27 protein-coding genes and 1 pseudogene are annotated in these 24,067 nt (G+C 62.2%); 13 read left to right on the top strand and 15 right to left on the bottom strand.

What is annotated here, in order from left to right; genetic code table 11:
• Positions 1 to 21 precede the first annotated feature (21 nt).
• The 4 genes from OXH74_RS16630 to phnE are packed head-to-tail and all read left to right on the top strand — an operon-like array spanning position 22 to position 3,261.
• A complete protein-coding gene (locus OXH74_RS16630; RefSeq protein ID WP_215368660.1) occupies positions 22 to 873 on the top strand; it encodes a putative selenate ABC transporter substrate-binding protein in 852 nt (283 codons plus the stop codon).
• Positions 870 to 1,676, top strand: coding sequence for a phosphonate ABC transporter ATP-binding protein (locus OXH74_RS16625; protein WP_375737959.1), 807 nt, complete (start codon positions 870 to 872; stop codon positions 1,674 to 1,676). Before OXH74_RS16630 ends, OXH74_RS16625 begins: the two co-directional genes overlap by 4 nt.
• Positions 1,670 to 2,497, top strand: a complete 828-nt coding sequence (locus OXH74_RS16620; protein ID WP_375737958.1) for a PhnE/PtxC family ABC transporter permease — start codon at positions 1,670 to 1,672, stop codon at positions 2,495 to 2,497. The genes OXH74_RS16625 and OXH74_RS16620 overlap by 7 nt, the downstream gene beginning before the upstream one ends.
• Entirely contained in the window at positions 2,494 to 3,261 is a 768-nt protein-coding gene (gene phnE, locus OXH74_RS16615; RefSeq protein ID WP_375737957.1) for a phosphonate ABC transporter, permease protein PhnE, read from the top strand. The genes OXH74_RS16620 and phnE overlap by 4 nt, the downstream gene beginning before the upstream one ends.
• Before the next feature lie 128 nt (positions 3,262 to 3,389).
• Here phnE and OXH74_RS16610 read toward each other — a convergent pair whose 3' ends face one another.
• Positions 3,390 to 3,758 (bottom strand): DUF5064 family protein, encoded by a 369-nt coding sequence (locus OXH74_RS16610; protein WP_215368654.1) that lies wholly within the window; start codon positions 3,756 to 3,758, stop codon positions 3,390 to 3,392.
• Between the two features lie 77 nt (positions 3,759 to 3,835).
• Positions 3,836 to 4,153: a DUF2288 domain-containing protein gene (locus tag OXH74_RS16605; RefSeq protein ID WP_375737956.1), complete on the bottom strand. Its 318-nt coding sequence runs from the start codon at positions 4,151 to 4,153 to the stop codon at positions 3,836 to 3,838.
• A gap of 303 nt (positions 4,154 to 4,456) precedes the next feature.
• On the opposite strand from OXH74_RS16605, the gene OXH74_RS16600 reads away from it, so the two are divergent.
• The 5 genes from OXH74_RS16600 to OXH74_RS16580 all read left to right on the top strand — a co-directional run bounded on the left by OXH74_RS16600 (position 4,457) and on the right by OXH74_RS16580 (position 9,339).
• Entirely contained in the window at positions 4,457 to 5,578 is a 1,122-nt protein-coding gene (locus OXH74_RS16600) for a branched-chain amino acid ABC transporter substrate-binding protein (RefSeq protein WP_215368651.1), read from the top strand.
• 115 nt (positions 5,579 to 5,693) lie between these two features.
• Positions 5,694 to 6,617, top strand: coding sequence for a high-affinity branched-chain amino acid ABC transporter permease LivH (gene livH / locus OXH74_RS16595; RefSeq protein WP_215368650.1), 924 nt, complete (start codon positions 5,694 to 5,696; stop codon positions 6,615 to 6,617).
• Positions 6,614 to 7,870, top strand: coding sequence for a high-affinity branched-chain amino acid ABC transporter permease LivM (locus OXH74_RS16590; protein WP_375737955.1), 1,257 nt, complete (start codon positions 6,614 to 6,616; stop codon positions 7,868 to 7,870). The genes livH and OXH74_RS16590 overlap by 4 nt, the downstream gene beginning before the upstream one ends.
• On the top strand, positions 7,867 to 8,634 hold the full coding sequence (gene livG, locus OXH74_RS16585; protein ID WP_375737954.1) for a high-affinity branched-chain amino acid ABC transporter ATP-binding protein LivG: 768 nt from the start codon (positions 7,867 to 7,869) through the stop codon (positions 8,632 to 8,634). The genes OXH74_RS16590 and livG overlap by 4 nt, the downstream gene beginning before the upstream one ends.
• A 3-nt stretch (positions 8,635 to 8,637) precedes the next feature.
• On the top strand, positions 8,638 to 9,339 hold the full coding sequence (locus tag OXH74_RS16580) for an ABC transporter ATP-binding protein (protein WP_375737953.1): 702 nt from the start codon (positions 8,638 to 8,640) through the stop codon (positions 9,337 to 9,339).
• 122 nt (positions 9,340 to 9,461) lie between these two features.
• On the opposite strand, the gene OXH74_RS16575 is transcribed toward OXH74_RS16580, so the two are convergent.
• Positions 9,462 to 10,400, bottom strand: a complete 939-nt coding sequence (locus OXH74_RS16575) for a LysR family transcriptional regulator (protein ID WP_375737952.1) — start codon at positions 10,398 to 10,400, stop codon at positions 9,462 to 9,464.
• A 110-nt stretch (positions 10,401 to 10,510) separates the two neighbouring features.
• Here OXH74_RS16575 and OXH74_RS16570 point away from each other — a divergent pair, with 110 nt between their 5' ends.
• Positions 10,511 to 11,110 carry a short chain dehydrogenase gene (locus OXH74_RS16570; protein ID WP_375737951.1) on the top strand — a complete coding sequence of 200 codons (600 nt, stop codon included), beginning with the start codon at positions 10,511 to 10,513 and terminating at the stop codon, positions 11,108 to 11,110.
• An 11-nt stretch (positions 11,111 to 11,121) separates the two neighbouring features.
• Here OXH74_RS16570 and OXH74_RS16565 read toward each other — a convergent pair whose 3' ends face one another.
• On the bottom strand, positions 11,122 to 11,517 hold the full coding sequence (locus OXH74_RS16565) for a DUF488 domain-containing protein (protein WP_375737950.1): 396 nt from the start codon (positions 11,515 to 11,517) through the stop codon (positions 11,122 to 11,124).
• A 69-nt stretch (positions 11,518 to 11,586) separates the two neighbouring features.
• On the opposite strand from OXH74_RS16565, the gene OXH74_RS16560 reads away from it, so the two are divergent.
• Both OXH74_RS16560 and OXH74_RS16555 read left to right on the top strand, forming a co-directional pair.
• Positions 11,587 to 12,261, top strand: coding sequence for a COG3650 family protein (locus OXH74_RS16560; RefSeq protein WP_375737949.1), 675 nt, complete (start codon positions 11,587 to 11,589; stop codon positions 12,259 to 12,261).
• 81 nt (positions 12,262 to 12,342) lie between these two features.
• Complete coding sequence (locus tag OXH74_RS16555) at positions 12,343 to 13,341, top strand: type I glyceraldehyde-3-phosphate dehydrogenase (protein ID WP_375737948.1); 999 nt, start codon at positions 12,343 to 12,345, stop codon at positions 13,339 to 13,341.
• 88 nt (positions 13,342 to 13,429) lie between these two features.
• On the opposite strand, the gene OXH74_RS16550 is transcribed toward OXH74_RS16555, so the two are convergent.
• The 8 genes from OXH74_RS16550 to OXH74_RS16515 all read right to left on the bottom strand — a co-directional run bounded on the left by OXH74_RS16550 (position 13,430) and on the right by OXH74_RS16515 (position 20,858).
• On the bottom strand, positions 13,430 to 14,335 hold the full coding sequence (locus OXH74_RS16550) for a DMT family transporter (protein ID WP_375737947.1): 906 nt from the start codon (positions 14,333 to 14,335) through the stop codon (positions 13,430 to 13,432).
• Positions 14,336 to 14,424: 89 nt separating this feature from the next.
• Positions 14,425 to 14,772: a Na+/H+ antiporter subunit G gene (locus tag OXH74_RS16545; RefSeq protein WP_375737946.1), complete on the bottom strand. Its 348-nt coding sequence runs from the start codon at positions 14,770 to 14,772 to the stop codon at positions 14,425 to 14,427.
• Positions 14,769 to 15,038: a K+/H+ antiporter subunit F gene (locus tag OXH74_RS16540; RefSeq protein WP_375737945.1), complete on the bottom strand. Its 270-nt coding sequence runs from the start codon at positions 15,036 to 15,038 to the stop codon at positions 14,769 to 14,771. The genes OXH74_RS16545 and OXH74_RS16540 overlap by 4 nt, the downstream gene beginning before the upstream one ends.
• A complete protein-coding gene (locus tag OXH74_RS16535; RefSeq protein ID WP_375737944.1) occupies positions 15,023 to 15,523 on the bottom strand; it encodes a Na+/H+ antiporter subunit E in 501 nt (166 codons plus the stop codon). Before OXH74_RS16535 ends, OXH74_RS16540 begins: the two co-directional genes overlap by 16 nt.
• On the bottom strand, positions 15,520 to 17,019 hold the full coding sequence (locus OXH74_RS16530) for a monovalent cation/H+ antiporter subunit D (protein WP_375737943.1): 1,500 nt from the start codon (positions 17,017 to 17,019) through the stop codon (positions 15,520 to 15,522). Before OXH74_RS16530 ends, OXH74_RS16535 begins: the two co-directional genes overlap by 4 nt.
• A complete protein-coding gene (locus tag OXH74_RS16525; RefSeq protein WP_375737942.1) occupies positions 17,016 to 17,354 on the bottom strand; it encodes a Na+/H+ antiporter subunit C in 339 nt (112 codons plus the stop codon). Before OXH74_RS16525 ends, OXH74_RS16530 begins: the two co-directional genes overlap by 4 nt.
• A complete protein-coding gene (locus tag OXH74_RS16520; protein ID WP_375737941.1) occupies positions 17,354 to 20,149 on the bottom strand; it encodes a monovalent cation/H+ antiporter subunit A in 2,796 nt (931 codons plus the stop codon). Before OXH74_RS16520 ends, OXH74_RS16525 begins: the two co-directional genes overlap by 1 nt.
• A 244-nt stretch (positions 20,150 to 20,393) precedes the next feature.
• A complete protein-coding gene (locus OXH74_RS16515) occupies positions 20,394 to 20,858 on the bottom strand; it encodes a glycine zipper 2TM domain-containing protein (protein ID WP_375737940.1) in 465 nt (154 codons plus the stop codon).
• A gap of 163 nt (positions 20,859 to 21,021) precedes the next feature.
• Between OXH74_RS16515 and OXH74_RS16510 the strand changes: the two genes are divergently transcribed.
• Positions 21,022 to 21,264 carry a hypothetical protein gene (locus OXH74_RS16510; protein WP_215368617.1) on the top strand — a complete coding sequence of 81 codons (243 nt, stop codon included), beginning with the start codon at positions 21,022 to 21,024 and terminating at the stop codon, positions 21,262 to 21,264.
• Between the two features lie 54 nt (positions 21,265 to 21,318).
• On the opposite strand, the gene pdxH is transcribed toward OXH74_RS16510, so the two are convergent.
• The 3 genes and pseudogenes from pdxH to OXH74_RS16495 all read right to left on the bottom strand — a co-directional run bounded on the left by pdxH (position 21,319) and on the right by OXH74_RS16495 (position 23,995).
• Entirely contained in the window at positions 21,319 to 21,966 is a 648-nt protein-coding gene (gene pdxH, locus OXH74_RS16505; protein WP_375737939.1) for a pyridoxamine 5'-phosphate oxidase, read from the bottom strand.
• 51 nt (positions 21,967 to 22,017) lie between these two features.
• A pseudogene (locus OXH74_RS16500) lies at positions 22,018 to 22,713 on the bottom strand (OmpA family protein); the annotation flags it as partial.
• Positions 22,714 to 22,846: 133 nt separating this feature from the next.
• Positions 22,847 to 23,995 carry a serine hydrolase domain-containing protein gene (locus tag OXH74_RS16495; protein WP_375737938.1) on the bottom strand — a complete coding sequence of 383 codons (1,149 nt, stop codon included), beginning with the start codon at positions 23,993 to 23,995 and terminating at the stop codon, positions 22,847 to 22,849.
• Positions 23,996 to 24,067 lie beyond the last annotated feature (72 nt).

The raw sequence follows: 24,067 nt of genomic DNA, 5'->3' as shown, positions 1-24,067 counted from the left end.
GCTATTGAACCGGAGAATCCCATGTTCAAACGCTCCCTGGCCTTCGCGGCCGGCATTGCTCTGTCGCTGTCCGCCGTTATTTCCCAAGCTGCCGAAACCCTGAAAGTCTCGGCGATCCCTGATGAGGCCCCCACCGAGCTGCTGCGCAAGTTCAAGCCGCTCGGCGCTTACCTGGAGAAAGAACTGGGTATGAAGGTGGAGTTCGTGCCCGTGGCCGACTACGCGGCCGTTGTCGAATCGCTGGCCGCCGACCGTCTGGACATGGCCTGGCTGGGTGGTTTCACCTTCGTGCAGACGCGCCTGAAGACCGGCAATGCGATTCCTCTGGTGCAACGCGAGCAGGACGAGAAGTTCACCAGCAAGTTCATCAGTGCCGACCCGGCGGTGAAGTCGCTGCAAGACCTGAAAGGCAAGACCTTCGCCTTCGGCTCGGTGTCGTCGACGTCCGGTAGCCTGATGCCGCGTTACTTCATGCAGAAGGACGGCATCGTGCCTGAGCAGTTCTTCTCCCGCGTTGCCTACTCCGGTGCCCACGATGCAACGGTGGCGTGGGTGCAGGCCGGCAAGGTCGACGGCGGCGTGCTCAATGCCAGCGTCTGGCAGAAGCTGGTGGATGCAGGCAAGGTTGACACTGCCAAGGTCAAGGTTTTCGCCACAACCCCGACCTATTACGACTACAACTGGACTGTGCGCGGAACCCTGGACCCGGCCCTGGCCGAGAAGATCAAGAAGGCCTTCCTCGCCCTTGATCCAGCCAATCCCGAGCACAAGGCGATTCTCGACCTCCAGGCAGCCAGTCGTTTCATCGAGACCAAGCCGGAAAACTACAAGGGCATCGAGGAAGCCGCTCGCTCCGCTGGCCTATTGAAGTGACCGTAAGCCTACAAGGCGTGGACCTGGTCCACGCCAATGGCTTGGTCGCGCTCCGCTCGATCGATCTGCACGTTGTGCGCGGCGAGCGGGTCGCCATCATCGGCCCGTCCGGCGCGGGCAAGACCAGCCTGCTACGGCTGCTGGCCACCAGCCTGAAGCCCACCAGGGGGAGCCTTGAACTGCTCGGCGAATCGCCCTGGTCGCTGCCCGGCAGCGCCCGACAGCGTCTACGTGCGCGCATTGGCCTGGTCCACCAGGCACCGCCCTTACCACCCCGCCAGCGCGTGGTCACAGCCGTGCTGGCCGGCCGGCTGGGCCAGTGGTCTCTGCTGAAAAGTCTGGCGAGCCTGCTCCACCCGACGGACCTGGACGGGGCGACCGAGGCTCTGGCGCGGCTCGACCTCACCGACAAGCTGTTCCAACGCTGTGACGAGCTCTCCGGTGGGCAACTGCAGCGGGTCGGTATTGCACGGGTACTGTATCAGGCCCCGGAACTGGTCCTTGCCGATGAGCCGGTTTCAGCCATGGACCCGGTGCTCGCCGACCACACACTGAACGTGCTCTGTGCCGATGCCTGTGCCCGTGGCGTCACGCTGCTGGCCAGCCTCCACGCGGTGGAACTGGCCTTGGCGCACTTTTCCCGCATAGTCGGCGTGCGCGATGGCCAGATCGCATTCGACCGGCAAACGACCGACGTCAGCCAGGCGGACCTGGACGCGCTGTACGCCAACGAACAACTGAACGCCAGCGCGCCTCTCTCCCCGCCTGTGCCCGCTCATATCCTGCACATCCCGCGATGCTGAAAGCCTCTCCGCGCGACCCCGCCGCGCTGCCGCGCTTGCTGTTGACCCTGTTGGCGCTGGCGTTGCTTTGGCCTGGGCTCAAACTCAGCGAGTTGAATCCTGGCGTGCTGCTGCACAGTGACAACGCACGTACCATGGGCCAGTTCCTCGGTGCCTTCTGGCCGCCCGAGCACGGCGAGGAGTTTCTCCTGCTGCTGGGGCACGCCACTCTGGAAACGCTGGCCATCGCCACCGCCGGCATGAGCCTGGCGCTACTGATCGCCATACCTGCGGCACTCTGGGCCAGCCGAGCACTGTCGATCTCCGCCCTGCCCCGTGGTGGCCGTCCAGCCTGGTGGGCACAAGCTCTACGCTGGCCGGTGCGTGGTCTGCTGATTTTCTTGCGCAGTGTTCCGGAGATTGTCTGGGCACTGCTGTTCGTCCGTGCCGTCGGGCTCGGCCCTACCGCCGGTGTGCTGGCTATTGCCATCACCTACAGTGGCATGCTCGGAAAGGTCTATGCGGAAATTTTCGAGTCGGTGGATGCGCGGCCAGCAAGAGCTCTGATCGCCGGCGGCAGCCCGAGGCTGGCGGCCTTCGCCTACGGCGTATTGCCTAATGCGGCAGCGGAGATGCTCTCCTACACCGTCTATCGCTGGGAGTGCGCAGTACGCGCTTCAGTGGTGATGGGCTTTGTCGGCGCGGGAGGCCTTGGCCAGCAGATCGACCTGTCGATGCGCATGTTCGCAGGGGGCGAGGTCGCCAGCATGCTGCTGACGTTCCTGATTCTCGTACTGTTCGCGGACCAGATCAGCCGCCTGCTGCGCGGGAGGTTTGCGTGAGACGGCTGGGTAATCTGGCGTTGCTGCTCGCTCTCCTGGCAGCAGTCGCGACCTCGTTCCTCTGGCTCGGTATCGATCTAGGAGCGCTGCTCGCCGGAGATAGCCTGGAACAGATGGCGAGGTACGCCGCACGCTTCCTCAAGCCGGACCTTTCCTCCCAGCATGTGCAGGCCATCGGCCAAGGCACCCTGGAGACGCTGGCTATGTCAGCGCTCGGGACACTGTTGGCAGCCCTACTCGGGATGCTCTTCGCACTTCCTGCTGCCGGTCGTTTCGGGGTTGTGGCACAAGGCGCAGCACGCCTGCTGCTCAACACCCTGCGTGCCGTGCCGGAACTGGTCTGGGCGGCCCTGATGGTGCTGGCTGCGGGCCTTGGACCGAATGCCGGCACCTTGGCCCTCGCGCTGCACACCGCCGGCGTGCTGGGCCGGCTGTTCGCCGAGGCCCTGGAAAATACGCCGGTCGAACCTGCCGACGCGATCCGCCTGAGCGGCGGAGGACGGGTCACCGCCTTCTGCTACGGCACCTTGCCGGGCGTCTGGCCACAACTGGTGGCCTACTCCCTGTATCGTTGGGAAAACAACATCCGCATGGCCAGCGTACTGGGCTTCGTCGGCGCCGGCGGTCTGGGGCAGATGCTCTACGTCAGCCTCAGCCTGTTCCAGGAAGCACAAGCGGCCAGCGTGATCCTGGCCATGCTGATCCTGGTACTGGGTGTGGATGCATTGAGCGGATGGATGCGACAACGCTGGGTCAGCGCGTGAGGCCGTGCAGGTAATCCAGGTTGGTGCGGAACGTAGCCCAGTGATCTGGCTACCGAACCCGCACCTCTCGGAGCAACCGACATTGTTGGGCCCTGCCTGCGGCTCAGCCCAACCTGTACTGCAAGGAACTAGAAGCCGTCCTTGTCCAGGTGATCGAAGTTGACCTGCTCGCCCGGCTTGGCCCCCAGGATTCGACGGATATCCTCGAACATCAGGTCGTATTCCTTGTGGTTGCGCATGATCAGCGTGCTGTTGGCGCTCAGGCCATTCTTGACCGCAACCTTGGATATCACGCTGGCGAAGTTGAAGGCGGTATCTCGATGCATTTCGAACTCCTCTTCGAAATGCCTACCCTCGATCTCGCCGACCATGCGGACGTGCAGCATGGTCCCTTCCGTCGCATTGGGCCGCGCTTCGTAGTAGACATCAATGGAGAATTCCTGCATTCCCGGAATACCGGGCACATTGGCGCGATGGACGTGACCTGGCTCGAACATGTTGACCCTCCAAATGATCGCTGGGAACCAAATAGCCTGAGTCTAGTTCGGCTTTTCGCGTTTGCCGTTGCGCTGTGTCAGTGCAATGCGGGCGCCTGAGCCCGCTCCTGGATCAGCACCCACGGTGCCACCACCACGGCCCAGAGTTGCGGGTCGCGGGCCAGCAGTTCTTCAGCGCGCGCCGACTCCACCTTGCTCATTTTGCCGGCAGTGAGCAATTCCGCCACCTTGACCTTGTCGTCCTCGGCAACGGCCAATGCAACCGCCACGAGGTCCTCGTCACCTTCGACCCAGAGCAATGCCCCCCTGGCGAAGAAGGGCTGCAATTCCTGCCAGGTGATTTCCGCGGTTTCACCAAGCAGCTTGGCATAGAGGGTGCTAACGTCTTCGTTCATGGCTTGTTTTGTGTTGGTTGGTAACGAATGGATTGGGGGCGCAATGATAGCGTCGGTCAACATTCATACAAGCCCGGCCTGACGTTTATAACCGCACACAAGGCACGCCGTTTTTCTATACGTTTGTTTCAGATAAGCGACACAAGATCATTCCGCTATCACTAGCCGACTTTTCAAGCCGTAAACCAGCAATCTACACTGTTCCGGTACAGTTGCCGGCGAGTCTTGACGGGATGCAATTTCCTGCCCTGCCGCTTCGGCAACCCAGGACAAAAACAACGAAAAACATAAGAGTGGAGCACTATGAATAAGGCTACCAAGCAGATTTCCAAACTGTTCGCCGCCATGGCTCTCGCCGGTGTTGCCAGCTACTCCGTAGCCGCCGACACCATCAAGATCGCCCTGGCTGGCCCGGTGACCGGTGCGGTCGCCCAGTACGGTGAGATGCAGTTCATTGGCGCCAAGATGGCGATCGAGCAGATCAACAAGGCGGGGGGCGTCAACGGCGCCCAGCTCGAAGGCGTGGTTTACGACGACGCTTGCGATCCGAAACAGGCCGTTGCCGTAGCCAACAAGATCGTCAACGACGGCGTCCATTACGTCGTTGGTCACCTCTGCTCCAGCTCCACCCAGCCCGCGTCCGACATCTACGAAGACGAAGGCATCCTGATGATCACCGCGGCCTCCACCAGCCCGGACATCACCTCCCGTGGCTACCAGCTGGTATTCCGCACCATCGGTCTGGACAGCCTGCAAGGCCCGACCGCCGGCAACTTCATCGCAGACAAGATCAAGCCTAAGACCGTTGCTGTCATCCACGACAAGCAGCAGTACGGCGAAGGTATCGCCACTGCAGTGAAGCAGACCCTGGAAAGCAAAGGCGTGAAAGTGGCCCTGTTCGAAGGCATCAACGCCGGCGACAAGGACTTCTCCACCATCGTTTCCAAGTTGAAGCAGGCTGGCGTGGACTTCGTCTACTACGGCGGCTACCACCCGGAACTCGGCCTGCTGCTGCGCCAATCTGCTGAGAAAGGTCTGAAAGTTCGCTTCATGGGGCCGGAAGGCGTAGGCAACAAAGAGCTGTCCGCCATCGCTGGCCCGGCTTCCGAAGGCCTGCTGGTTACCCTGCCGAAGTCGTTCGACCAGGATCCGAAGAACCAGGCTCTGGTAGCGGCCTTCAAGGCCAAGAACGAAGACCCGACTGGTCCGTTCGTGTTCCCGGCCTACGCCGCGGTACAAGTCATCGCCGAAGGCATCAAGAAAGCCGGCGAAGACGACACCAGCAAGGTTGCTGCCGCGCTGCGCGCCAACAGCTTCGAAACTCCGACCGGCACCCTGGCCTTCGACGACAAGGGCGACCTGAAGGACTTCAGCTTCGTGGTGTACGAGTGGCACAAAGACGGCACCAAGACCGAAGCTAAATAAGCTTCCCGCCTGAACGCAAAGCCCACTGCGCTAGCAGTGGGCTTTGTTTATCCGTGTTTTACGGGCTCCGCTGCGCCACAAGCGCCGCTTTTCGTGATGCCCGAGGAGTTAGGGAATGCCTGATCTCTATCACTACCTGCAACAGCTGGTTAACGGGCTTACCGTTGGCAGCACCTATGCCCTGATTGCCATTGGCTACACCATGGTCTACGGCATCATCGGCATGATCAACTTCGCCCATGGCGAGGTTTACATGATTGGCTCGTACGTAGCCTTCATCGTAATCGCCGGGCTCACCATGCTCGGCCTGGAAAGCCTGCCGATCGTCATCGTCGCGGCATTCGCCGCCAGCATCATCGTCGCCAGTGCCTACGGTTACAGCATCGAACGGGTCGCCTACCGCCCCCTTCGCGGCAGCAACCGGCTCATCCCGCTGATCTCCGCGATCGGCATGTCGATCTTCCTGCAGAACGAAGTACTGCTGACTCAGGACTCCAAGGACAAGGCGATCCCCAACCTGATTCCGGGCAACCTCGTGTTCGGCGAGAGCACCATGAACGGCGTGGTGATCTCCTACATGCAGATCCTGATCTTCGTGGTCACGTTCCTGGTCATGTACGGCCTCACGCTGTTCATCTCCCGCTCGCGCCTGGGCCGTGCCTGCCGCGCTTGTGCCGAAGATATTCGCATGGCCAACCTGCTGGGTATCAATACCAACAACATCATCGCCCTGACCTTCGTCATCGGCGCCACACTTGCCGCAGTGGCCGCGGTGTTGCTGGGTATGCAATACGGCGTGATAAACCCGCATATCGGCTTCCTTGCCGGCATCAAGGCGTTCACTGCCGCGGTGCTGGGTGGCATCGGCAGCATTCCGGGCGCCATGCTCGGCGGCCTGGTGCTGGGCGTCGCCGAAGCCTTCGGTGCCGACATCTTCGGTGACCAGTACAAGGACGTCGTGGCTTTCAGCCTGCTGGTCCTGGTCCTGCTGTTCCGCCCGACCGGCATCCTTGGCCGTCCGGAGGTGGAGAAGGTATGAATACTCGACTCAAAACGGCGTTTTTCAGCGCCCTCCTGGTACTGGCCGTCGCCTACCCCATCCTCGGCCTCAAACTCAGCGTCGTCGGCGTGGGCCTGGTAGTCACCGGTGCCGATACCCCCACCCTGCTGGCCATCGCGGCCTGCGCCGTGGCCATGTTCTTCTGGCAACTGATGCGCGAAAAAGTCCAGGGCGCCTGGGCTGCCGCGCCCAAGCTGCCGGGCATGTCGAAGAAGACCAGCAACTTCCTCACCCTGCCGTCCACCCAGCGCTGGGTCATCCTCGGCCTGATCATGGTCGCTCTGGTCTGGCCATTCTTCGGCTCCCGCGGCGCCGTGGACATCGCCACCCTGATCCTGATCTACGTGCTGCTCGGCCTCGGCCTGAACATCGTGGTCGGCCTGGCGGGCCTGCTGGACCTGGGTTATGTCGGCTTCTACGCCGTCGGCGCCTACAGCTATGCCCTGCTCTCGCACTACTACGGCCTGGGTTTCTGGGTTTGCTTGCCGATCGCAGGCCTGATGGCGGCATTCTTCGGCTTCATCCTCGGTTTCCCAGTGCTGCGCCTGCGCGGTGACTATCTGGCTATCGTGACCCTGGGCTTCGGCGAGATCATCCGCATCCTGCTGCGTAACCTCACCTGGCTCACCGGCGGCCCTAATGGCATCAGCAACATCGACAAGCCAACCCTGTTCGGCCTGTCCTTCGAGCGCCGCGCCGAAGAAGGCCTGCAGACCTTTCATGAGTACTTCGGCTTTGCCTACAACTCGGTGAACAAGGTGATCTTCCTCTACCTGGTCGCCCTGTTGCTGGCCCTGCTCGCCCTGTTCGTGATCAATCGACTGCTGCGCATGCCCCTGGGTCGTGCCTGGGAAGCCCTGCGCGAAGACGAGATCGCCTGCCGCGCGCTGGGTCTCAACCCGACCATCATCAAGCTCTCCGCCTTCACCCTGGGCGCCTGCTTCGCGGGCTTCGCCGGCAGCTTCTTCGCCGCGCGCCAGGGCCTGGTAACGCCCGAGTCCTTCACCTTCATCGAATCGGCGACCATCCTCGCCATCGTCGTGCTGGGTGGCCTGGGTTCCCAGCTGGGCGTGATCCTCGCTGCAGTGGTGATGATCCTGCTGCCGGAACTCATGCGTGAATTCAGTGAGTACCGCATGCTGATGTTCGGCGCCCTGATGGTGCTGATGATGATCTGGCGCCCGCAAGGCCTGCTGCCGATGCAACGTCCCCACCTGGAGCTGAAACAATGAGCCGCGCGATTCTTGAAGTAAGCGGCCTCACCATGCGCTTCGGCGGCCTGCTGGCCGTCAACGGGGTGGGCCTGACCGTGCAAGAAAAACAAGTGGTCTCCATGATCGGCCCGAATGGCGCCGGCAAGACCACTGTCTTCAACTGCCTGACCGGCTTCTACCAGCCGACCTCCGGCAGCATCCGCCTGGATGGCGAGCAGATCGAGGCTCTGCCGGGCCACAAGATCGCTCACAAGGGTGTGGTGAGGACCTTCCAGAACGTCCGCCTGTTCAAGGAAATGACCGCGGTGGAAAACCTGCTGGTCGCCCAGCATCGCCACCTCAACACCAACTTCCTCGCCGGCCTGCTGAAGACTCCGGGCTTCCGCAAGAGTGAGCGCGAGGCCATGGACTATGCCGCCCACTGGCTGGAGAAGGTCAACCTAACCGAGGTCGCCAATCGTCCCGCCGGCACCCTGGCCTATGGTCAGCAGCGTCGCCTGGAAATCGCCCGCTGCATGATGACGCGCCCGCGCATCCTCATGCTCGACGAGCCGGCCGCCGGCCTCAACCCGCGAGAGACCGACGACCTCAAGGCGCTGATCGCCATGCTGCGCAACGAGCACAACGTGACTGTGCTGCTGATCGAGCACGACATGAAGCTGGTGATGAGCATTTCCGACCACATCTATGTGATCAACCAGGGCAGCCCCCTGGCCGACGGCACGCCGGAGCAGATCCGCAGCAACCCCGACGTGATCAAAGCCTATCTGGGGGAGACCTGAGCCATGCTTAGTTTCGACAAGGTTTCCACTTTCTACGGCAAGATCCAGGCGCTACACGGCGTCAGCTTGGAAGTGAAGAAAGGCGAGATCGTCACCCTTATCGGTGCCAACGGCGCCGGCAAGTCGACCCTGCTGATGACCCTCTGCGGCTCCCCGCGGGCGGCCAGCGGCAGCATTCGCTATGAGGGCGAGGAGCTGGTGGGCCAAGAGTCCTGCGACATCATGCGCAAGAGCATCGCCGTCGTGCCGGAAGGTCGCCGCGTGTTCGCGCGCCTGACCGTCGAAGAGAACCTGGCCATGGGCGGCTTCTTCACCGCCAAGGGCGACTATCAGGAGCAGATGGACAAGGTCCTGCACCTATTCCCGCGCCTGAAGGAGCGTTTCGAGCAACGCGCCGGCACCATGTCGGGCGGCGAGCAGCAGATGCTCGCCATCGGCCGAGCGCTGATGAGCAAGCCCAAGTTGCTGCTGCTAGACGAGCCTTCGCTTGGCCTGGCGCCCATCATCATCCAGCAGATCTTCGACATCATCGAACAGCTGCGTCGTGATGGTGTGACCGTGTTTCTGGTCGAGCAGAACGCCAACCAGGCGCTCAAGCTGGCCGACCGCGGCTACGTGCTGGAAAACGGGCGGATCGTCATGCAAGGCAGCGGTGATGCCCTGCTCAACGACCCGAAGGTGCGCGACGCCTACCTCGGCGGCTGACGCTCCCGCCTGATGAAAACGGCCCCTCATGGGGCCGTTTTCTTGTGGGTGCGAGTTCATTGGCAATACAGGCCGGCGGTTTGCCCTCGGAGCCCTGCCCCCTCCACCCGACCAGAGCCGGGTTAGAAACGCTCGTCGTCATCACGCCCCATCGCAATCTCGTCCAACATCCGCCGGCTACGCTCGAACCAGTCCAGCAGGTAATCCGCCAGGACCTGGGTGCGCTTGGGCAATCCACCCTGCCAGGGGTGGATCAGGAAAACCGGCACCTGGCGTGTCTGGTAGTCACGGAGCAACCAGATCAGTCGCCCGTCGGCCAGTTCGTCATACACCATGTAGGACGGCAGTCGAGCGATTCCAGCCCCAGCCAATGCAGCCTTTTTCAGCAGGCTGTAGTGATTGCTTGCCAGCGCCCCTGCGACCTTGACCCGCTCCAATTGGTGCTGGCGGTGATAGAGCCACTCCTCAAATCCACTGTAATGAGTATTCAACAGGCATTGGTGTCCCGCGAGATCGGCGGGATGCAGGGGCTCGCCGTGGGCATGGAGATACGCAGGCGTGGCACAGGTGATTTCCTGCAAGGAGAACAGCGGCTTGGCGACCAGTCGCTCGTCCATATCGATGCCCGAGCGGATACCCAGGTCGAAGCCATCCGCCACCAGGTCGCGATAGCCATTATGCAGATCCAGTTCGACACGTAATTGTGGGTAGCGGCGAGTGAAGTCCAGCAACAGCGCATCGAAGAAGGTCTCGCCAAGGGACACCGGCACAGTAAGCCGCACGCAGCCCGCCAGCTCCTCCTGCAGCCGCTGTACCGCCTGGCGCGCACGTTCGCCCTGGGCCACCAACGCCTGCGCCTCAGGCAGCAGGGCCGCCCCCGCTGCCGTCAGGCTGAGCCGGCGCGTGGTGCGGTGCAGTAAGGCGGCACCGAGATCCTGCTCCAACGCGCGAATCCGCTTGGAAAGCTGTCCCTTGCTACAACCCAGGCGCTCCGCCGCACGGGTGAAGCTACCCGCCTCCAGCAATGCTGCAAAGGCTGCCAGATCCGCCATCTCGCTCATGCTTTGATTGTTTCCATTTGAAAACCAACGTTTTCCAATTGCATGGATTATCGACCACAAAGGTCACTCTACACTGACCGGGTATCTCCCCATAACCCAGGAGTCAGGCCATGAAAATCCTTCTTATCGGTGCCAGCGGCACCATCGGCAGAGCGATCGACAACGAGCTGAAAGCACGCCACGAAATAATCCGCGTTGGCCACAAGAGCGGTGAGTTGCGCGTGAACATCACCGACTCGGCGTCCATACGCAGCATGTTCGAGCAAGCTGGCCCTTTCGACGCCCTGATCAGCGCCGTCGGCAAGGTCCATTTCGGTGCGCTGGCCGAGATGAGCGAGGCGGAGTTCGCAGTGGGACTGAAGGACAAGCTGATGGGACAGGTGAACCTGGTGCTGATTGGCCGTGAGTTCGCCAACGACGGCGCATCATTCACCCTGACCTCCGGCGTGCTCAGCGACGACCCAATCCGCTACGGCGCCTCAGCCAGCATGGTCAATGGTGCGATCGATTCGTTCGTGCGCAGTGCCGCCCTCGAGCTGCCCCGCGCAATGCGCATCAACAGCGTAAGTCCGACGGTAATCGAAGAAGCCCTGCCCGCCTACGCCCCCTACTTCCGCGGCTACAAGGCAGTACCGGCGGCCCTGGCGGCGCTGGCCTACGCCAAGAGCGCAGAAGGCGCGCAGACCGGCCAGGTCTATCACGTCTGGTAACAGCCCCTCGGCTACAGCTCGCCGGCATAACACACTGGCGAGCTGGACGGGCCTTGGCGGTCCAGTTCCTCCTCAAGGAACTCCGCCAGCACCCGCGCATTGTTGTAGTGCTCCTGACGGGCGGCGTAAAGCAGCGTCAGTGTGCCTCGGCGAGCAATGTCCAGCAGCGCTTGCCAATGCTCCGGGTGGGCGGCCAACTCGGTCCGATAGAGCAAGCGGAACTCGTCGAACAGGGCCGGATCGTGGCAGAAATCCTTGCGTAACCTGTCCGAAGGTGCCAAGTCGCGCAACCAATCAGCCAGTTTCAGCGACTCCTTGCGGCATCCGCGCGGCCACAGCCGGTCGACAAGAACGCGCTGGCCATCCCGCTCCTCCACCGCGTCATAGACACGTTTGCATTGGATCATGTCCCCACCCTCCACTTGAGCTGGGCGTCACGCCCCGGTAACGTTGCCCCTCCCACCAGGAGACGTTTGATGCGCCTTGCCCGCCCACTGCTGTTCAGTTTGTTGCCGTTGTTTGGCGCTTGCCAGATGTTGGCCGACTCTTCGAAGGAGGCACCCGTCACCAATCTGGTGCGCCTACAGGGTGAACTCAGCGTAGACGCTGGCCAGATCATGTTCCGCCCCTGTGGCGAGCAACGTCGTTTTACCGTTGTCGACCGCGGCGGCACGGGGCTGGCGCCCGAGTCGAGCAATCTCTCGGCCGACGGCCCCGGCAACCTGTTCGCCGACCTCGCCGGTAACCTCGGCGCTAATCAGGCCAACGGCAGCGATGGCCGGCTGGATGTCCAGAAACTCTATCGACTGCAGCGTGAAGGCCATGGTTGCCAGGACGTGAACTTCAAGCAACTGCTGCTGCGCGCCAGCGGCCACGAGCCGGACTGGAGCCTGAATGTCAGCGACAAGGGCCTGGTGCTCGACCGACCGGGCCAACCGCCCCTTGCCCTTCCTTACATGGAAGAGCAGCTGCCGGAAGGCCGTTTCAATCTCACCAGCGAGGCCAATGGCCAACGCCTGGAACTCTGGATTGCACCACAGCGCTGCATCGACAGCATGAGCGGAGCCGTTCAGCATCTCAGCGCCGAACTTCGCCTGAATGGCCAACTGCAACGCGGCTGTGCCTATTTCGGCGGTGCACGCGCGGACTGATCCGGCCGCCCCCCCCTTGGATCCTCTCCTTCCGTCCGTACCTCGCTAAGCTGAAGACAGGACAACAGGAAGGAGACCGCCATGCTGCGAATCGCTCTCAATGGATACGGGCGTATAGGTCGCGCCCTGGTCCGAGCACTGTTCGAGCGAGGCCTGGATCAGCGCCTGCGCATAGAAGCCATCAACGATCTCGATGATTTCGACTCGCGGGCCCACCTAACCCGCTTCGATTCCACCTTCGGCCGTTTTCCAGGCCACGTCGCCCTGCACGACGACCATCTGCAGATCAACGGCCAGACGATTCGCCTGCTACGCGAGCGTGATCCGGTCAACCTGCCCTGGGACCAGCTCGGCGTGGATCTCGTTCTGGAGTGCTCTGGCAAGATGAAAGTGCGCGGCCAGGTGGAGCAACACCTTACCGCTGGGGCTCCGCGCGTGTTGCTCTCGCATCCGCTGGACAGCGCCGACCTGACCGTGGTCTACGGGGTGAATCATGAACTGCTTGGGAACCAGCAGATCGTCTCCAATGCCTCCTGCACCACCAACTGCCTGGCCCCGCTGGCCATGGTGCTGCACCAGGCCGTGGGCATCCGCAGCGGTCTGGTCACCACGGTGCACGCCTACACGAATGACCAGAGCCTGCTGGACAGGAGCCACAACGACCTCTACCGCGCCCGCGCCGCCACGCTGTCGATGATTCCCACCAGCACCGGCGCGGCCAAGACCATCGGATTGGTCCTGCCGGACCTGGCCGGCCGTCTGGACGGCTTGGCCATTCGGGTTCCGACGCCCAACGTGTCGCTACTCGACCTGACGGTCGTCGCCGGGCTACCCGTCAGCCGGGAGGCCCTCAATGCCCTGATCGAAACCGGTGCCCGCGAGCTTCCGGCTGGGGTGATGGAGTGCAATGCGCTCCCTTTGGTATCCCGGGACTTCAATGGCTACCCGGTATCCTGCGTAGTTGATCTCAACCACACCCGCGTACAGGGCGAGCTGGTCAAGGTGCTGGCCTGGTATGACAACGAATGGGCCTTTGCCAACCGCATGCTGGACGTAGTGCTCGCCTGGCTGACCCCGTAGATACAAGGTTGGCGCTGAGCCTGCGAAGCCCAACAGGGCAATGCGCAGCGTGCCGGAGAGCATTGGGCAGGCTCAGCTCATTGAGCGGCTAATCCAGCACACCGGCCGGAGCGGGCGCGGTACTACCCCATTGGCTGAGTGCAACGCCAGCGAATACCAGCGCCGCGGCCAGCAACTGCATGGTGGCCAGGCGTTCACCCAGGAAGATCATCGCGAACACCAAGGTGAAGACCGGAATCAGATTGATGAACCCGGTCGCCTGGCTGGCCGGCAAGCGCGAAACGCCAAAGTTGTAGAGCCCATAAGCCCCAACCGTGACTGCGATGCCCAGATAAACCATGGCGCCCAAGCCCTGAGGGCTGACAGCCGGAGGTAACGGCGAAGCCAGCCACGCCAGGGGCAGAAAGAACAAGCTGCCGACGAAGGCCTGCAAAGCGGTCAGGAAGAACACCGAGTAACGGGCCGACAGGTGCTTGAGCAACAGCGTGTAGCCAGTAGCACAGAGCATCGCCAACAACTCGTAGAAGTTGCCCAGCAGCGGCTGCGGCGCATGGCGGTCGGATTCGCTGGCCAGGCTGAGCCATATGGCACCGACAAAGGCCAGCAGGAACCCGGCCAGCGTGCCGCGGCTGATGCGTTCCTTGAGAAAGGTAAAGGCGCCGACTGCCACCAGCATTGGCAGCAAGGCCGTGATCATTCCAGCCTGGGACGCGCTGGTGTGCTGCAACGCAAGCGCCTCGAATATGAAGTAGAGACAAGGTTCGCAAGCCGCGAGGCCAAGCAGGTATTTCCAATCGCCGGGGCGGGCATCGATACGGCCACGCCAGCGCCAGGCCAGGAGGAAGACCACACTGCCCAGCGCCATCCGAGCGAAGATCACCCAATGCGGAGCCACTTCGAGAAAAGCCAGTTTCAAGGCGATAAAGGAGCTGCCCCAGATCGCCATGGCCAGCACCAGGCAGAATACCGCCACCACGCGTCCATGCTGTTTCATCGCCCATCTCCGAAAAGATCGGATTTTAGGTCGCAGATGATGTCTTCAACAGACACAGCAGCATGTGGAAACTGTGACTCTGCAGCGTCTCACTGCTCCCAGGGCTTGCCGCGGGTCTTGGGGGCCAGGGGCAGGCGCTGCTGTACCGCAGCCTTGGCCAGCATGTAGGCGCTGACCGGTGCGCTGATGAACAGGAACAGGCTGATCAGCAACTCATGCAGGCTGAGTCCATCTCCTACCGCGCAGAAGTACACCAGCGATGCAACCACCATGGAGCCCACGCCCAGCGTGGTCGCCTTGGTCGGGCCATGCAGTCGCATGAAGAAGTCTGGCAAGCGATAGAGGCCGAAGGCGCCAATCAGCACGAACAGACTACCGAGGATGAGCAGCAGCGAGACGATGATTTCCTGCCATAGGGCCATGGGTTGGGCACTCATTCGATGATGTCTCCACGCAACATGTATTTGGCCACCGCCACCGTCCCGACGAAGCCCAGAACTGCGATCAGCAGCGCCACCTCGAAGTACAGCGCGCTGCCCTTCCAGATGCCGAAGAGGGTCAGCAGCGCGATCGCATTAATGTAGAGGGTATCCAGTGCCAGGGCTCGATCCGGCAGACACGGCCCCTTGATCAGGCGCGCCAGGGTCAGCAGCAGCGCAAGGCCGAGAAAAATCAGGCACAAGGGAATCACGTAGGCAAGCATTCGAAGATCTCCTTCAACGGGGCCTCATAGCGGCCCTTGATCTCGGCCACCATGGCCACCTTGTCCTCGACGTGAAGGCCATGAACCAGCAACGTTCGGCGGTCCGTGCTCAAGTCGGCTGAAAGCGACCCGGGCGTCAGGGACACCACGCTCACCAGTACGCTGATCGCCAATTCATTGTCCAACTCGATGGGCACTTCGACGAACACTGGCTGCAGGCGCTCGATCGGCCCCAAGGTCAGACGCGCCACCTGGAAGTTGGCAACCAGGATGTCCCCCATCACCATCAGCAGGAAGCGCAACAACCTGAGCGGATGCCAGCGATACGGACGCTCAATCAGCAAGGGCTGCACGAGCAACGGAATCACGATACTGAGGAAGGCTCCAAGCAACAGATGGCCAAAGCTCACCGAGCCCACAAGCAACAGCCAGACAGCCAATAACAAAAAGCTCTCGGCCGGATGCGGTAACAGGCGACGAATCATGTTCCGCTCTCCTTGACGATCGCGCGGTAAAGCTGCAGATCGTTCAACTGTGCAGCGCTTGCCTGGGCGTACTCCAGCAACGGCTGGGCGAACACCACTAGGGCTACGCTACAGGCCAGCAGCAAGAGAGTCGCGAACAGTCGACCACCGTCCAGTTCTGCACTGCCCAGTTGGGTCGGGCCGGTGCGCCAAAACAAGGTGCTGCCGGCACGGCTAAGGGCCACGAGCACAAAGAAGCCCCCAATCAGCAGCACGCTCCACAGCGCCAGCGCCGCCTGACCTTCAGATGCGGCCTGGAGCAGCAGTAACTTAGCGAAGAATCCGGACAACGGCGGAAGCCCGGCCACTGCAATGGCACCGAAAAAGAACGCAGCCCCCAGGATGCGTGGATTCATCAAGGCTGGCCCCTGGACCAGCTGGCAATGCTTATCGCCGCGCTGCCGGCTGACCAGGTCGGCAAGCAGGAACAAGGCCCCGGCAACCCAGGTGCTGTGGAGCAGATAGAACAGGGCCGCTGCCTGTGCCCCAGGCCCTCCCAGGGCAAGGGCGGCGAGCAACGTACCAGCGGAGACCACCACCAGGTAGGCCAGCAGTGCCTGGAGGCTCCGCGCCGCCAGGGCACCCAGCGCTCCGAGCAGGACCGTCAGCAGCGCCAGCGGCCAGAGCCAGGCCTGGGCCAGATTAGCCAACTCGCCCGCCCCTGGGCCGAATACCAGACTATGGACACGCAGGATGGAATAGATCCCGACTTTGGTCATGATCGCGAACAAGGCTGCGACCGGCGCGCTTGCCGCGGAATAGGCCCGCGGCAGCCAGAAGTACAGGGGCAGCAGCGCGGCCTTGAGTGCGAACACCAGCAGCAGGAGCAGCCCGGCCGCACCCAGGATCGGCGCCTTGTCTGCATCGGCCGCCGCGACGAAGCGCGCCATATCGGCCATGTTCAAGGTGCCGCTGATGCCGTAAAGCGTCCCCAGGGCGAGCAGAAACAGCGCCGAGCCCGCCAGATTGAGGATCACGTAGTGTAAGCCCGCCCTCACCCGCTCCGCTCCGCCGCCATGCAGCAGCAGCGCGTAGGACGCGATCAGCAGGATCTCGAAGAACACGAACAGGTTGAACAGGTCGCCCGTTAGGAAAGCACCATTGATGCCCAGCAACTGGAACTGGAACAGCGCGTGGAAACGAGGCCCCGAACGATCGTCCCCGCGCATTGCATAAAGCACGGCCGCACTGGCCAACACTGCGGTGGCGAGCAGCATCAGCGCGGCCAGGCGGTCCAGCACCAGCACGATGCCAAACGGTGGCTGCCAGCCGCCGAGGGCGTACACCCGGAGCAGGCCATCATCCGCCTCTGCCATCAGCAGCAGGGCCAGCGGCACCAGCGCAAGGGTCGAGAGCAGGGAAAAGGACCGCTTCAAGCGCTCGTGGGAGGGCAACATCAACAGCAATCCGCCGGCGAAGAGCGGAATCAGAACAGGCAGGATCGGCAGGTGACTCATGGCGTCTGCTCCTCCTCCGTGGCACATCCGTCGACATGGTCGCTGCCAAGGTCGCCAACACCTCGTAATGCCAGCACGACGACAAAGGCGGTCATGGCAAAACCGATGACGATGGCCGTCAGCACCAGTGCCTGCGGCACAGGGTCGGCGTAGGTTGTCCCGCTGCCAAGCACTGCCGCATCGCCCGTGAGCCGGCCCATGGAAAACAGGAAGAGGTTCACTGCATAGGAAATCAGGGTGAGCCCCAGCACCACCGGGAAAGTCCGGGCACGCAGCAACAGGTAGACGCCACTGGCAGCCAGTAGCCCGAGGGTTATGGCGAACAGCGCCTCCATCAATGAATCTCCTCGCTCGCGGCAGGGGCCAGGCTGAGCCGGCCCAGGTTCACCAGAATCAGCTGGGTGGCTCCAACCACAGTCAGGTAAACGCCGAGGTCAAACAACATAGCCGTCGCCAACTCGAACTCCCCCACCAAGGACAGTTCGAAGTGGCCGAAAGCAGACGTCAGGAACGGACGACCGAAGTACCAGCTCCCGAGGCCAGTCAAACCAGCGACGGTGATGCCGGCACCCGCCATGCGCTGGTAGTTGAGGGGGCGGCGCTGCTCCACCCAGGCCACGCCACTGGCGATGTACTGCAGGATCAATGCTACCGACGTGATCAACCCGGCAATGAAGCCCCCGCCAGGCTGGTTGTGGCCACGTAGGAAGATGAACACGGAAATCAGCAGCGCTAGCGGCAACAACAAGCGGGATAAGGTCTCGAGGATCAGCGGGTGCTTGGCATGGGCCCAGTTGCGCCCCTGGGGATCGCAGGTGGGGTTCTGCAACTGGAAACCGGACAGCATGGCGTAGATGCCAACCCCGGCAATCGCCAGCACTGTGATTTCGCCCAAGGTGTCGAAGCCGCGGAAATCGACCAGGATCACGTTCACCACGTTGGTTCCGCCACCACCGGACAAGCTGTTGGCGAGGAAGAAATCAGCGATGCCCGAGTAAGGCCGGGTCAATACGGCGAACGCTAGCAGCGCCACCATCACGCCCACGCCGCCGGCCAGCACGAAATCGCGCAAGCCCCGCAGACTCGAGCTCTCTTCCGGCGTGCGCGACGGCAAGTAGTAGAGCGCCAGCATCAGCAGGACGATGGTCACTACCTCAACCACCAACTGAGTGAGGGCAAGGTCAGGCGCAGAGAACCGGGCGAAGGCCAGGGCCACCAGCAACCCGGCCACACTGAGGATCAACAAGGCCGTCAGTCGTTGGCGATGGTAGATCGCCGTGATCACGCCACTGGCCCCCAGCATCACCAGACCGAGTCCGGTAATGCCGTCTACCGTCGTCAGGCTGCGGCTGCCGGTGAGTTGCTCCAAGGGTGCCAACGCCGCGGCGACCAACAGCAGGGCGCTGCCCAGGAGCCAGGCCAGATAGCGCTGAAGCGAACCGTTCTCCAGGCGCTCGGTCACCCACGAAGCCACCGCCACTACGCGCTGCACCTGTCGCTCGAAAACCAGCTTGGCATCGATATCCGGTAGGCCCGCGTACCAACGGAACAAGGGCTGGCGCAGCACGTAGACCAGCACACCGCCAACCAGCGCCACCACACTCATCGCCAGCGGCAGATTGAATCCATGCCAGATGGACAGACTGTATTCGGGCAACTCGCCGCCTAGGCTGGCCGAAGCGGCAGCCGCTAGCAGAGGCGCGACAGTGTAGCCCGGCAACATCCCGACCAACAGGCAGAGGAACACCAGGATCTCGACCGGCACTTTCATATAGCGCGGCGGCTCGTGGGGCGGAAATTTCGGCAGGGCTACCGGCTCGCCATTGAAGAATACGTCGTGGACGAAGCGCAGCGAATAAGCCACTGAGAAAACCCCAGCAAGGGTCGCCGCCGCCGGCACCACCCAGCTGAAACTGCCCAGAAGGTGCTGCTGCAAGGTTTCGCCGAAGAACATCTCCTTGCTCAGAAAACCATTGAGCAACGGCACACCAGCCATCGCCAAGGACGCGACCATGGCCAGGACGGCCGTGTGTGGCAAGTACTTCCACATGCCGTTGACCAAGCGCATGTCGCGGCTGCCGGTCTCGTGGTCGATGATCCCGGCGGCCATGAAAAGAGATGCCTTGAACGTGGCATGGTTGATGATATGGAACACCGCGGCGACGTTGGACAGCTGGGAGTCGAGGCCGAACAGCAGCGTGATCAGGCCGAGGTGGCTGATGGTCGAGTAGGCGAGCAGCCCTTTGAGGTCATGCTGGAACAGCGCCATTCCTGCGCCGATCAGCAAGGTTGCCAGGCCAGTCAGGCTGACGAAATAGAACCACAGGTCAGAACCCGCCAGTGCCGGGTACAGGCGCGCCAGCAGGAACACGCCTGCCTTGACCATGGTTGCCGAGTGGAGGTAGGCCGACACCGGCGTGGGTGCGGCCATCGCGTGGGGTAGCCAGAAGTGGAAAGGAAACTGCGCTGACTTGGTGAAGACTCCCAGCAGCACCAGCATCAGCGCGACCGGGTAAAACGCATGGGCACGAATCAGTTCCCCCGAAGCGAGCACCTCAGTCAGCTCGTAACTACCAACGATCTGGCCGATCAGCAGGATGCCGGCAAGCAGCGCCAAGCCGCCGCCGCCTGTGACCGCCAGCGCCATGCGAGCGCCTTTGCGTGCATCGGAACGCTGCCCCCAGAAGCCGATTAGCAGGAACGACGACAGGCTGGTCAGCTCCCAGAACACCAGCATCAGCAGCAGGTTCTCCGAGAGCACGACACCCAGCATCGCCCCCATGAACAGCAGCAGGAATGCGAAGAAACGCCCCATTGGCTCCTGCTTGGACAGGTAATAACGTGCGTAGAGGATGACCAGCAGGCCAATCCCGAGAATCAGCAACGCAAACAGGAAACCGAGGCCATCCAGACGTAGGTTGAAACCAAGGCCAAAACCCGGCAACCAGGGCAGCATCAGCTTGAGGGTAGCCCCAGAGAACACGACCCCTGCCTGGGTCAGCAGCAGGATCAGGCCGGCCAGTGGTGCCAGAGCAGCGACAGCGGCGCACAGCGTACGGCCATGGCGCTCGGCCAATGGTGGAAGAAGAGCCCCTAGAAAGGGCAGCGCAACGATAAGCGCCAACAGCATCCATTACTCCCCAAGGTCAACGCCATCCTCACCAAGGCAGGACAGATGGCAGGACAGAATCCTGGCGATTATCCATTACTATCGATCAAGCTCAATAGATTGAATTATTTCAAAAACTGGCAGAACCAAGCGAAAGCACGCCACCCTTGGAGGTCGAACTGCATGAGTCGTACTCCAAGGGAAGGTAGAAATGAAGGAAAGTGCAGACGAGCGAATGAGCCGCCCCATTGGGGCGGCCATGTTGTCAGTGGCTGACTCGGCTCGTGCCGTTGACCGTCATGATGCGCACGCGCTCGCCAACCCGGAAGACTTCGTTGGGCTGGACTTCCTGCACGTAGGCACGCATCGAGCCATCGTCCTCGCGCACGGTGACTTCCACGCCCTGGGTCCGGGTCACACCCTCTTCCGCAGCGGCGCCAATCAGGCCACCGGCAACTGCGCCGATCACCGCAGCTACCGCGCTTCCACGACCATGACCGATAGTGCTACCGCCGATGCCTCCTGCCACAGCACCCGCCCCTGCACCGATGGGCGTCTTGGTGCCCTCAATCTTCACTGGACGCAGTGCCTGAATGGTGCCCATGCGCACGGTCTGCACCTGACGGGCCTCGTCGCGCGAATAGGTGTCGCCGGTCAGGCTCGACTGACAGCCGCCCAACGCCAGTGCCACTGCCGTCAACGAGGCCACCAGCAGAACGGGTTTACGCATAGCATTTCCTCCAAGGATTGAGTTCTTGTCCATTAGACTCTGCTCAAGTGTAGCTGTCACCAGAGCCGCCCATTAACTTCGAGTTCATTCAGGAAACAGACAGCTTCCTGATTCACCGAGCAGAATTGGGCGTATCCGTCCCTGCAATTTCAAAGGTTAGCCTATGGATTACTTCATCATCGTCGTGACTACCGCCGCAGGTCTGTACTTTCACTGGTGGATCTACGTTCGCATCAAACGCTGGATGGATCGCGACCTGGCCTTGTCGCTCGCCGAAGGGGACAAAGCCAAACAGACCTACATGCTGGAACAGCTGGCCAGTGCACGGGCCCGCGGCATCAAGCGCCGCCAACTGCCCGCCTGGCTCCGCCAGGCGGCGGAGCAATATGCTCGATCGGACAGCTGAACCAGCCACCTCGCTCATACTGCCCTGCTCCGGGCAACGAGATAGGGGCGAGGCTCAGGGAGCGAGTCGCTCCCGGATCCACGCCCCGTGCTGGAGGCGGTAGTTCAGGCGGTCATGAAGGCGGCTTGGCCGGCCCTGCCAGAATTCGATGCGTTCGGCCAACAAGCGATATCCTCCCCAATGCGGTGGACAGTGCGGAGCCTGGTCAAGGAAACGGCGCTCGGTGTCCGCCAGCAGCGACTCCAACTCACCACGATCGGCGATCACCTGGCTTTGCGGTGAAGCCCAAGCGCCCAAGCGGCTACCCAAAGGGCGCACCTGGAAATAAGAGTCCGACTCGGCAGGCGTAACCCGCTCCACTTGCCCTTCGATGCGCACCTGGCGCTCAAGGGCGGGCCAGAAAAAGGTCATCGCGGCATAGGGGTTTGCCGCCAACTGCTGGCCCTTGTCGCTGTCGTAATTAGTAAAGAAGGTGAAGCCGCGCTCATCCAGCCCCTTGAGCAGCAGAACCCGGCAATGGGGGCGGCCCAAGGGATCGACCGTGGCCAGCGTCATGGCATTGGGCTCGACCGGCAGTTGCTCGGTCCTCACTGCGTCGGAAAACCAGGTCTGGAACAGGCTGAAAGGCTCGGCGGGGGCTATCTCCTCGCTGAGCCCGTCGCGGGTGTAATCACGGCGCATGTCGGCCAGGGTCTGGGTCATAGTCGGCGATCCTGTTAACGGAAAGCCCCTAGCTTACCCAAGGCCGACTCATTTGGTTTGATCTGCCGCAACCACCTTCGCTGGCAGGACCGGCTTGCTGTACTTGGCGATCAAGGCAACCAGGGTTTCCTGGGGCGTAAGGAGAATCTCCACGCGGCGATTCAGGGCTCGGCCCTGCTGGCTGTCGTTGGCAGCGCGCGGCATATCCGACCCCAACCCCTTCAGGTACAGTCGATCCCGCTCAAGCCCGCTCAGACGGAAGATGGCCGCAATGGCCTGGGCACGTTCCTGGCTGAGCTTGCGATTGACGTCATCCTTGCCAGAGCTGTCAGCATGGCCCAGCACGAGCACGGCGGTCTTCGCATCCCCCTCGACCAGCTTGGCGACGCGGGTCAGCGGACCTAAAGTGATCGGCAGCAGCATGCTGGGGCGGTCCGGGTTGAATGAGCCATCCACTGGAGCGGTGACAACCAGGGTGTTTTCGCGACGCTCGACTTCGAACTTGCTGCCCTTGACGGCCTCATGCAGGCGCGGCTCGTACTGATCAAGCCAGGCCTGCGTCATTTTCACGTCTACCTTGGCGGCTTTCGGCGCCTTGGCCTTGTCACTACCGCCGAACGGCCACCACGAACTACCGCTGGCAACTTTCTCGGACTTGGCCGGTGCACTCCCCTTGTCGTGGTCGAGCATGCTGCAGCCGGAGACTGCGAAACAGAGGAGCAAGGTGGAGGTCTTGAGCACTTTCATCGTCGAAATACCGTATTTACAGGGTGTCACGCGCCGGCCAGGAATGGTGGCACTTCAATTTCACACCAGTGCTTAAATTTTGGCCGCAACCTATTCATCCGCCTAGGAAAAATCCAGCGGACTGACGAGTGGCTCACTCCAGGCAAGCCTTCACTACAGCCGCCAATTTCTGGGCACGCGGGTCCATCAGCACATAGGGGCCGAGCGTGTTGGTGACGAAGCCGAACGCCAGGTCGCGCTCGGGGTCGGCAAACCCTGTCGAACCGCCGGCACCTGGATGGCCGAAGGCGTAACGACCAAGCCCGTAACTGGCATTGGGCACATTTTCCTGCTCCAGCATGCAGCCCAAGCCGAATCGCGTTTGTGTCAGCAGCGTCAGATCCTCCCCCCGGCTGTGCTCACGGGTCAGTTCGCCAAGCAGCTCCGAGTCGAGCAACTGTCCGTCCAGCAAACCGGCGTAGAAGCCAGCCAGGCTGCGGGCATTGCCATGCCCATTGGCCGCAGGCTGTTGCATGCGGCGCCACTCCGGCTTGTTAGTGCTGGTCATGATCGACGGGGGATTGGTAAAGGCCCGCGTACTGAGGGACGTTGGATCGGTCATCATGCACTTGAGCAGTCGTTGCGCCGCCGCATCACCAAGATTGCCCTTCGCCCTGGCGATATGTGCAACCCGGTGAAACTCGCTGTCAGCCAGGCCCACGTGGAAATCCAGCCCCAGGGGTTTGACCACTCGGGCAACGATGGACTCCCCCGGACCACAACCGTCGACACGGCGGAGGATCTCCCCCACCAGCCAGCCGTAGGTGATAGGCGCATAGCCATGGGCCTCGCCTGGCGTCCACCAGGGTTCCTCGTTGGCCAGCGCCTCAACCATGGTCGACCAGTCGTAGAGCGCTTCGGCTGGCAACGCGGCGCGGATGGCGGGCAACCCGGCCCGATGGCAAAGCAATTGGCGCACCGTGATACGGGCCTTGCCGGCAGCCGCGAACTCAGGCCAGTAGCGCGCCACTGGAGCGTCGAGGTCGACCTTGCCCTCACCGACCAACTGCAGGAGCGTTACCGCAGTGAAGGTCTTGGTACAGGAGAACAGGTTCAGGATGGTGTCGCTGTCCCAGGCCTGCTGACCGTCCTTGTCGGAAATACCGGCCCATAGATCGAGGACGGTCTCGCCACCCACTTGTACGCAAAGGGCTGCGCCGCGCTCCTGCGGGTCATCGAACAAGGCGGCAAAAGCTTCCTTCGCCGCTTCGAAGCGCAAGTCGAAATATCCCTGGATCTGCACCGGCATGCTCCTGTTTGAAGTAAAGGGCGGCATTGTTTCAGCCTCGCCGCCCCGTGTGAACCGTACCGAAGT

The sequence above is a fragment of the Metapseudomonas boanensis genome, assembly GCF_042232855.1.
In the GTDB taxonomy this organism is placed as follows: domain Bacteria; phylum Pseudomonadota; class Gammaproteobacteria; order Pseudomonadales; family Pseudomonadaceae; genus Metapseudomonas; species Metapseudomonas boanensis.
This window is presented reverse-complemented; position numbering and strand designations above follow the sequence as displayed.

Bases quoted from the DNA above. Each gene is read 5' to 3' on its own strand.
- OXH74_RS16630 (WP_215368660.1), top strand. From the start codon at position 22: ATGTTCAAACGCTCCCTGGCCTTCGCGGCCGGCATTGCTCTGTCGCTG.
- OXH74_RS16620 (WP_375737958.1), top strand. From the start codon at position 1,670: ATGCTGAAAGCCTCTCCGCGCGACCCCGCCGCGCTGCCGCGCTTGCTG.
- OXH74_RS16610 (WP_215368654.1), bottom strand. From the start codon at position 3,758: ATGTTCGAGCCAGGTCACGTCCATCGCGCCAATGTGCCCGGTATTCCG.
- OXH74_RS16605 (WP_375737956.1), bottom strand. From the start codon at position 4,153: ATGAACGAAGACGTTAGCACCCTCTATGCCAAGCTGCTTGGTGAAACC.
- OXH74_RS16600 (WP_215368651.1), top strand. From the start codon at position 4,457: ATGAATAAGGCTACCAAGCAGATTTCCAAACTGTTCGCCGCCATGGCT.
- livH (WP_215368650.1), top strand. From the start codon at position 5,694: ATGCCTGATCTCTATCACTACCTGCAACAGCTGGTTAACGGGCTTACC.
- OXH74_RS16590 (WP_375737955.1), top strand. From the start codon at position 6,614: ATGAATACTCGACTCAAAACGGCGTTTTTCAGCGCCCTCCTGGTACTG.
- livG (WP_375737954.1), top strand. From the start codon at position 7,867: ATGAGCCGCGCGATTCTTGAAGTAAGCGGCCTCACCATGCGCTTCGGC.
- OXH74_RS16580 (WP_375737953.1), top strand. From the start codon at position 8,638: ATGCTTAGTTTCGACAAGGTTTCCACTTTCTACGGCAAGATCCAGGCG.
- OXH74_RS16575 (WP_375737952.1), bottom strand. From the start codon at position 10,400: ATGAGCGAGATGGCGGATCTGGCAGCCTTTGCAGCATTGCTGGAGGCG.
- OXH74_RS16570 (WP_375737951.1), top strand. From the start codon at position 10,511: ATGAAAATCCTTCTTATCGGTGCCAGCGGCACCATCGGCAGAGCGATC.
- OXH74_RS16565 (WP_375737950.1), bottom strand. From the start codon at position 11,517: ATGATCCAATGCAAACGTGTCTATGACGCGGTGGAGGAGCGGGATGGC.
- OXH74_RS16560 (WP_375737949.1), top strand. From the start codon at position 11,587: ATGCGCCTTGCCCGCCCACTGCTGTTCAGTTTGTTGCCGTTGTTTGGC.
- OXH74_RS16555 (WP_375737948.1), top strand. From the start codon at position 12,343: ATGCTGCGAATCGCTCTCAATGGATACGGGCGTATAGGTCGCGCCCTG.
- OXH74_RS16550 (WP_375737947.1), bottom strand. From the start codon at position 14,335: ATGAAACAGCATGGACGCGTGGTGGCGGTATTCTGCCTGGTGCTGGCC.
- OXH74_RS16545 (WP_375737946.1), bottom strand. From the start codon at position 14,772: ATGAGTGCCCAACCCATGGCCCTATGGCAGGAAATCATCGTCTCGCTG.
- OXH74_RS16540 (WP_375737945.1), bottom strand. From the start codon at position 15,038: ATGCTTGCCTACGTGATTCCCTTGTGCCTGATTTTTCTCGGCCTTGCG.
- OXH74_RS16535 (WP_375737944.1), bottom strand. From the start codon at position 15,523: ATGATTCGTCGCCTGTTACCGCATCCGGCCGAGAGCTTTTTGTTATTG.
- OXH74_RS16530 (WP_375737943.1), bottom strand. From the start codon at position 17,019: ATGAGTCACCTGCCGATCCTGCCTGTTCTGATTCCGCTCTTCGCCGGC.
- OXH74_RS16525 (WP_375737942.1), bottom strand. From the start codon at position 17,354: ATGGAGGCGCTGTTCGCCATAACCCTCGGGCTACTGGCTGCCAGTGGC.
- OXH74_RS16520 (WP_375737941.1), bottom strand. From the start codon at position 20,149: ATGCTGTTGGCGCTTATCGTTGCGCTGCCCTTTCTAGGGGCTCTTCTT.
- OXH74_RS16515 (WP_375737940.1), bottom strand. From the start codon at position 20,858: ATGCGTAAACCCGTTCTGCTGGTGGCCTCGTTGACGGCAGTGGCACTG.
- OXH74_RS16510 (WP_215368617.1), top strand. From the start codon at position 21,022: ATGGATTACTTCATCATCGTCGTGACTACCGCCGCAGGTCTGTACTTT.
- pdxH (WP_375737939.1), bottom strand. From the start codon at position 21,966: ATGACCCAGACCCTGGCCGACATGCGCCGTGATTACACCCGCGACGGG.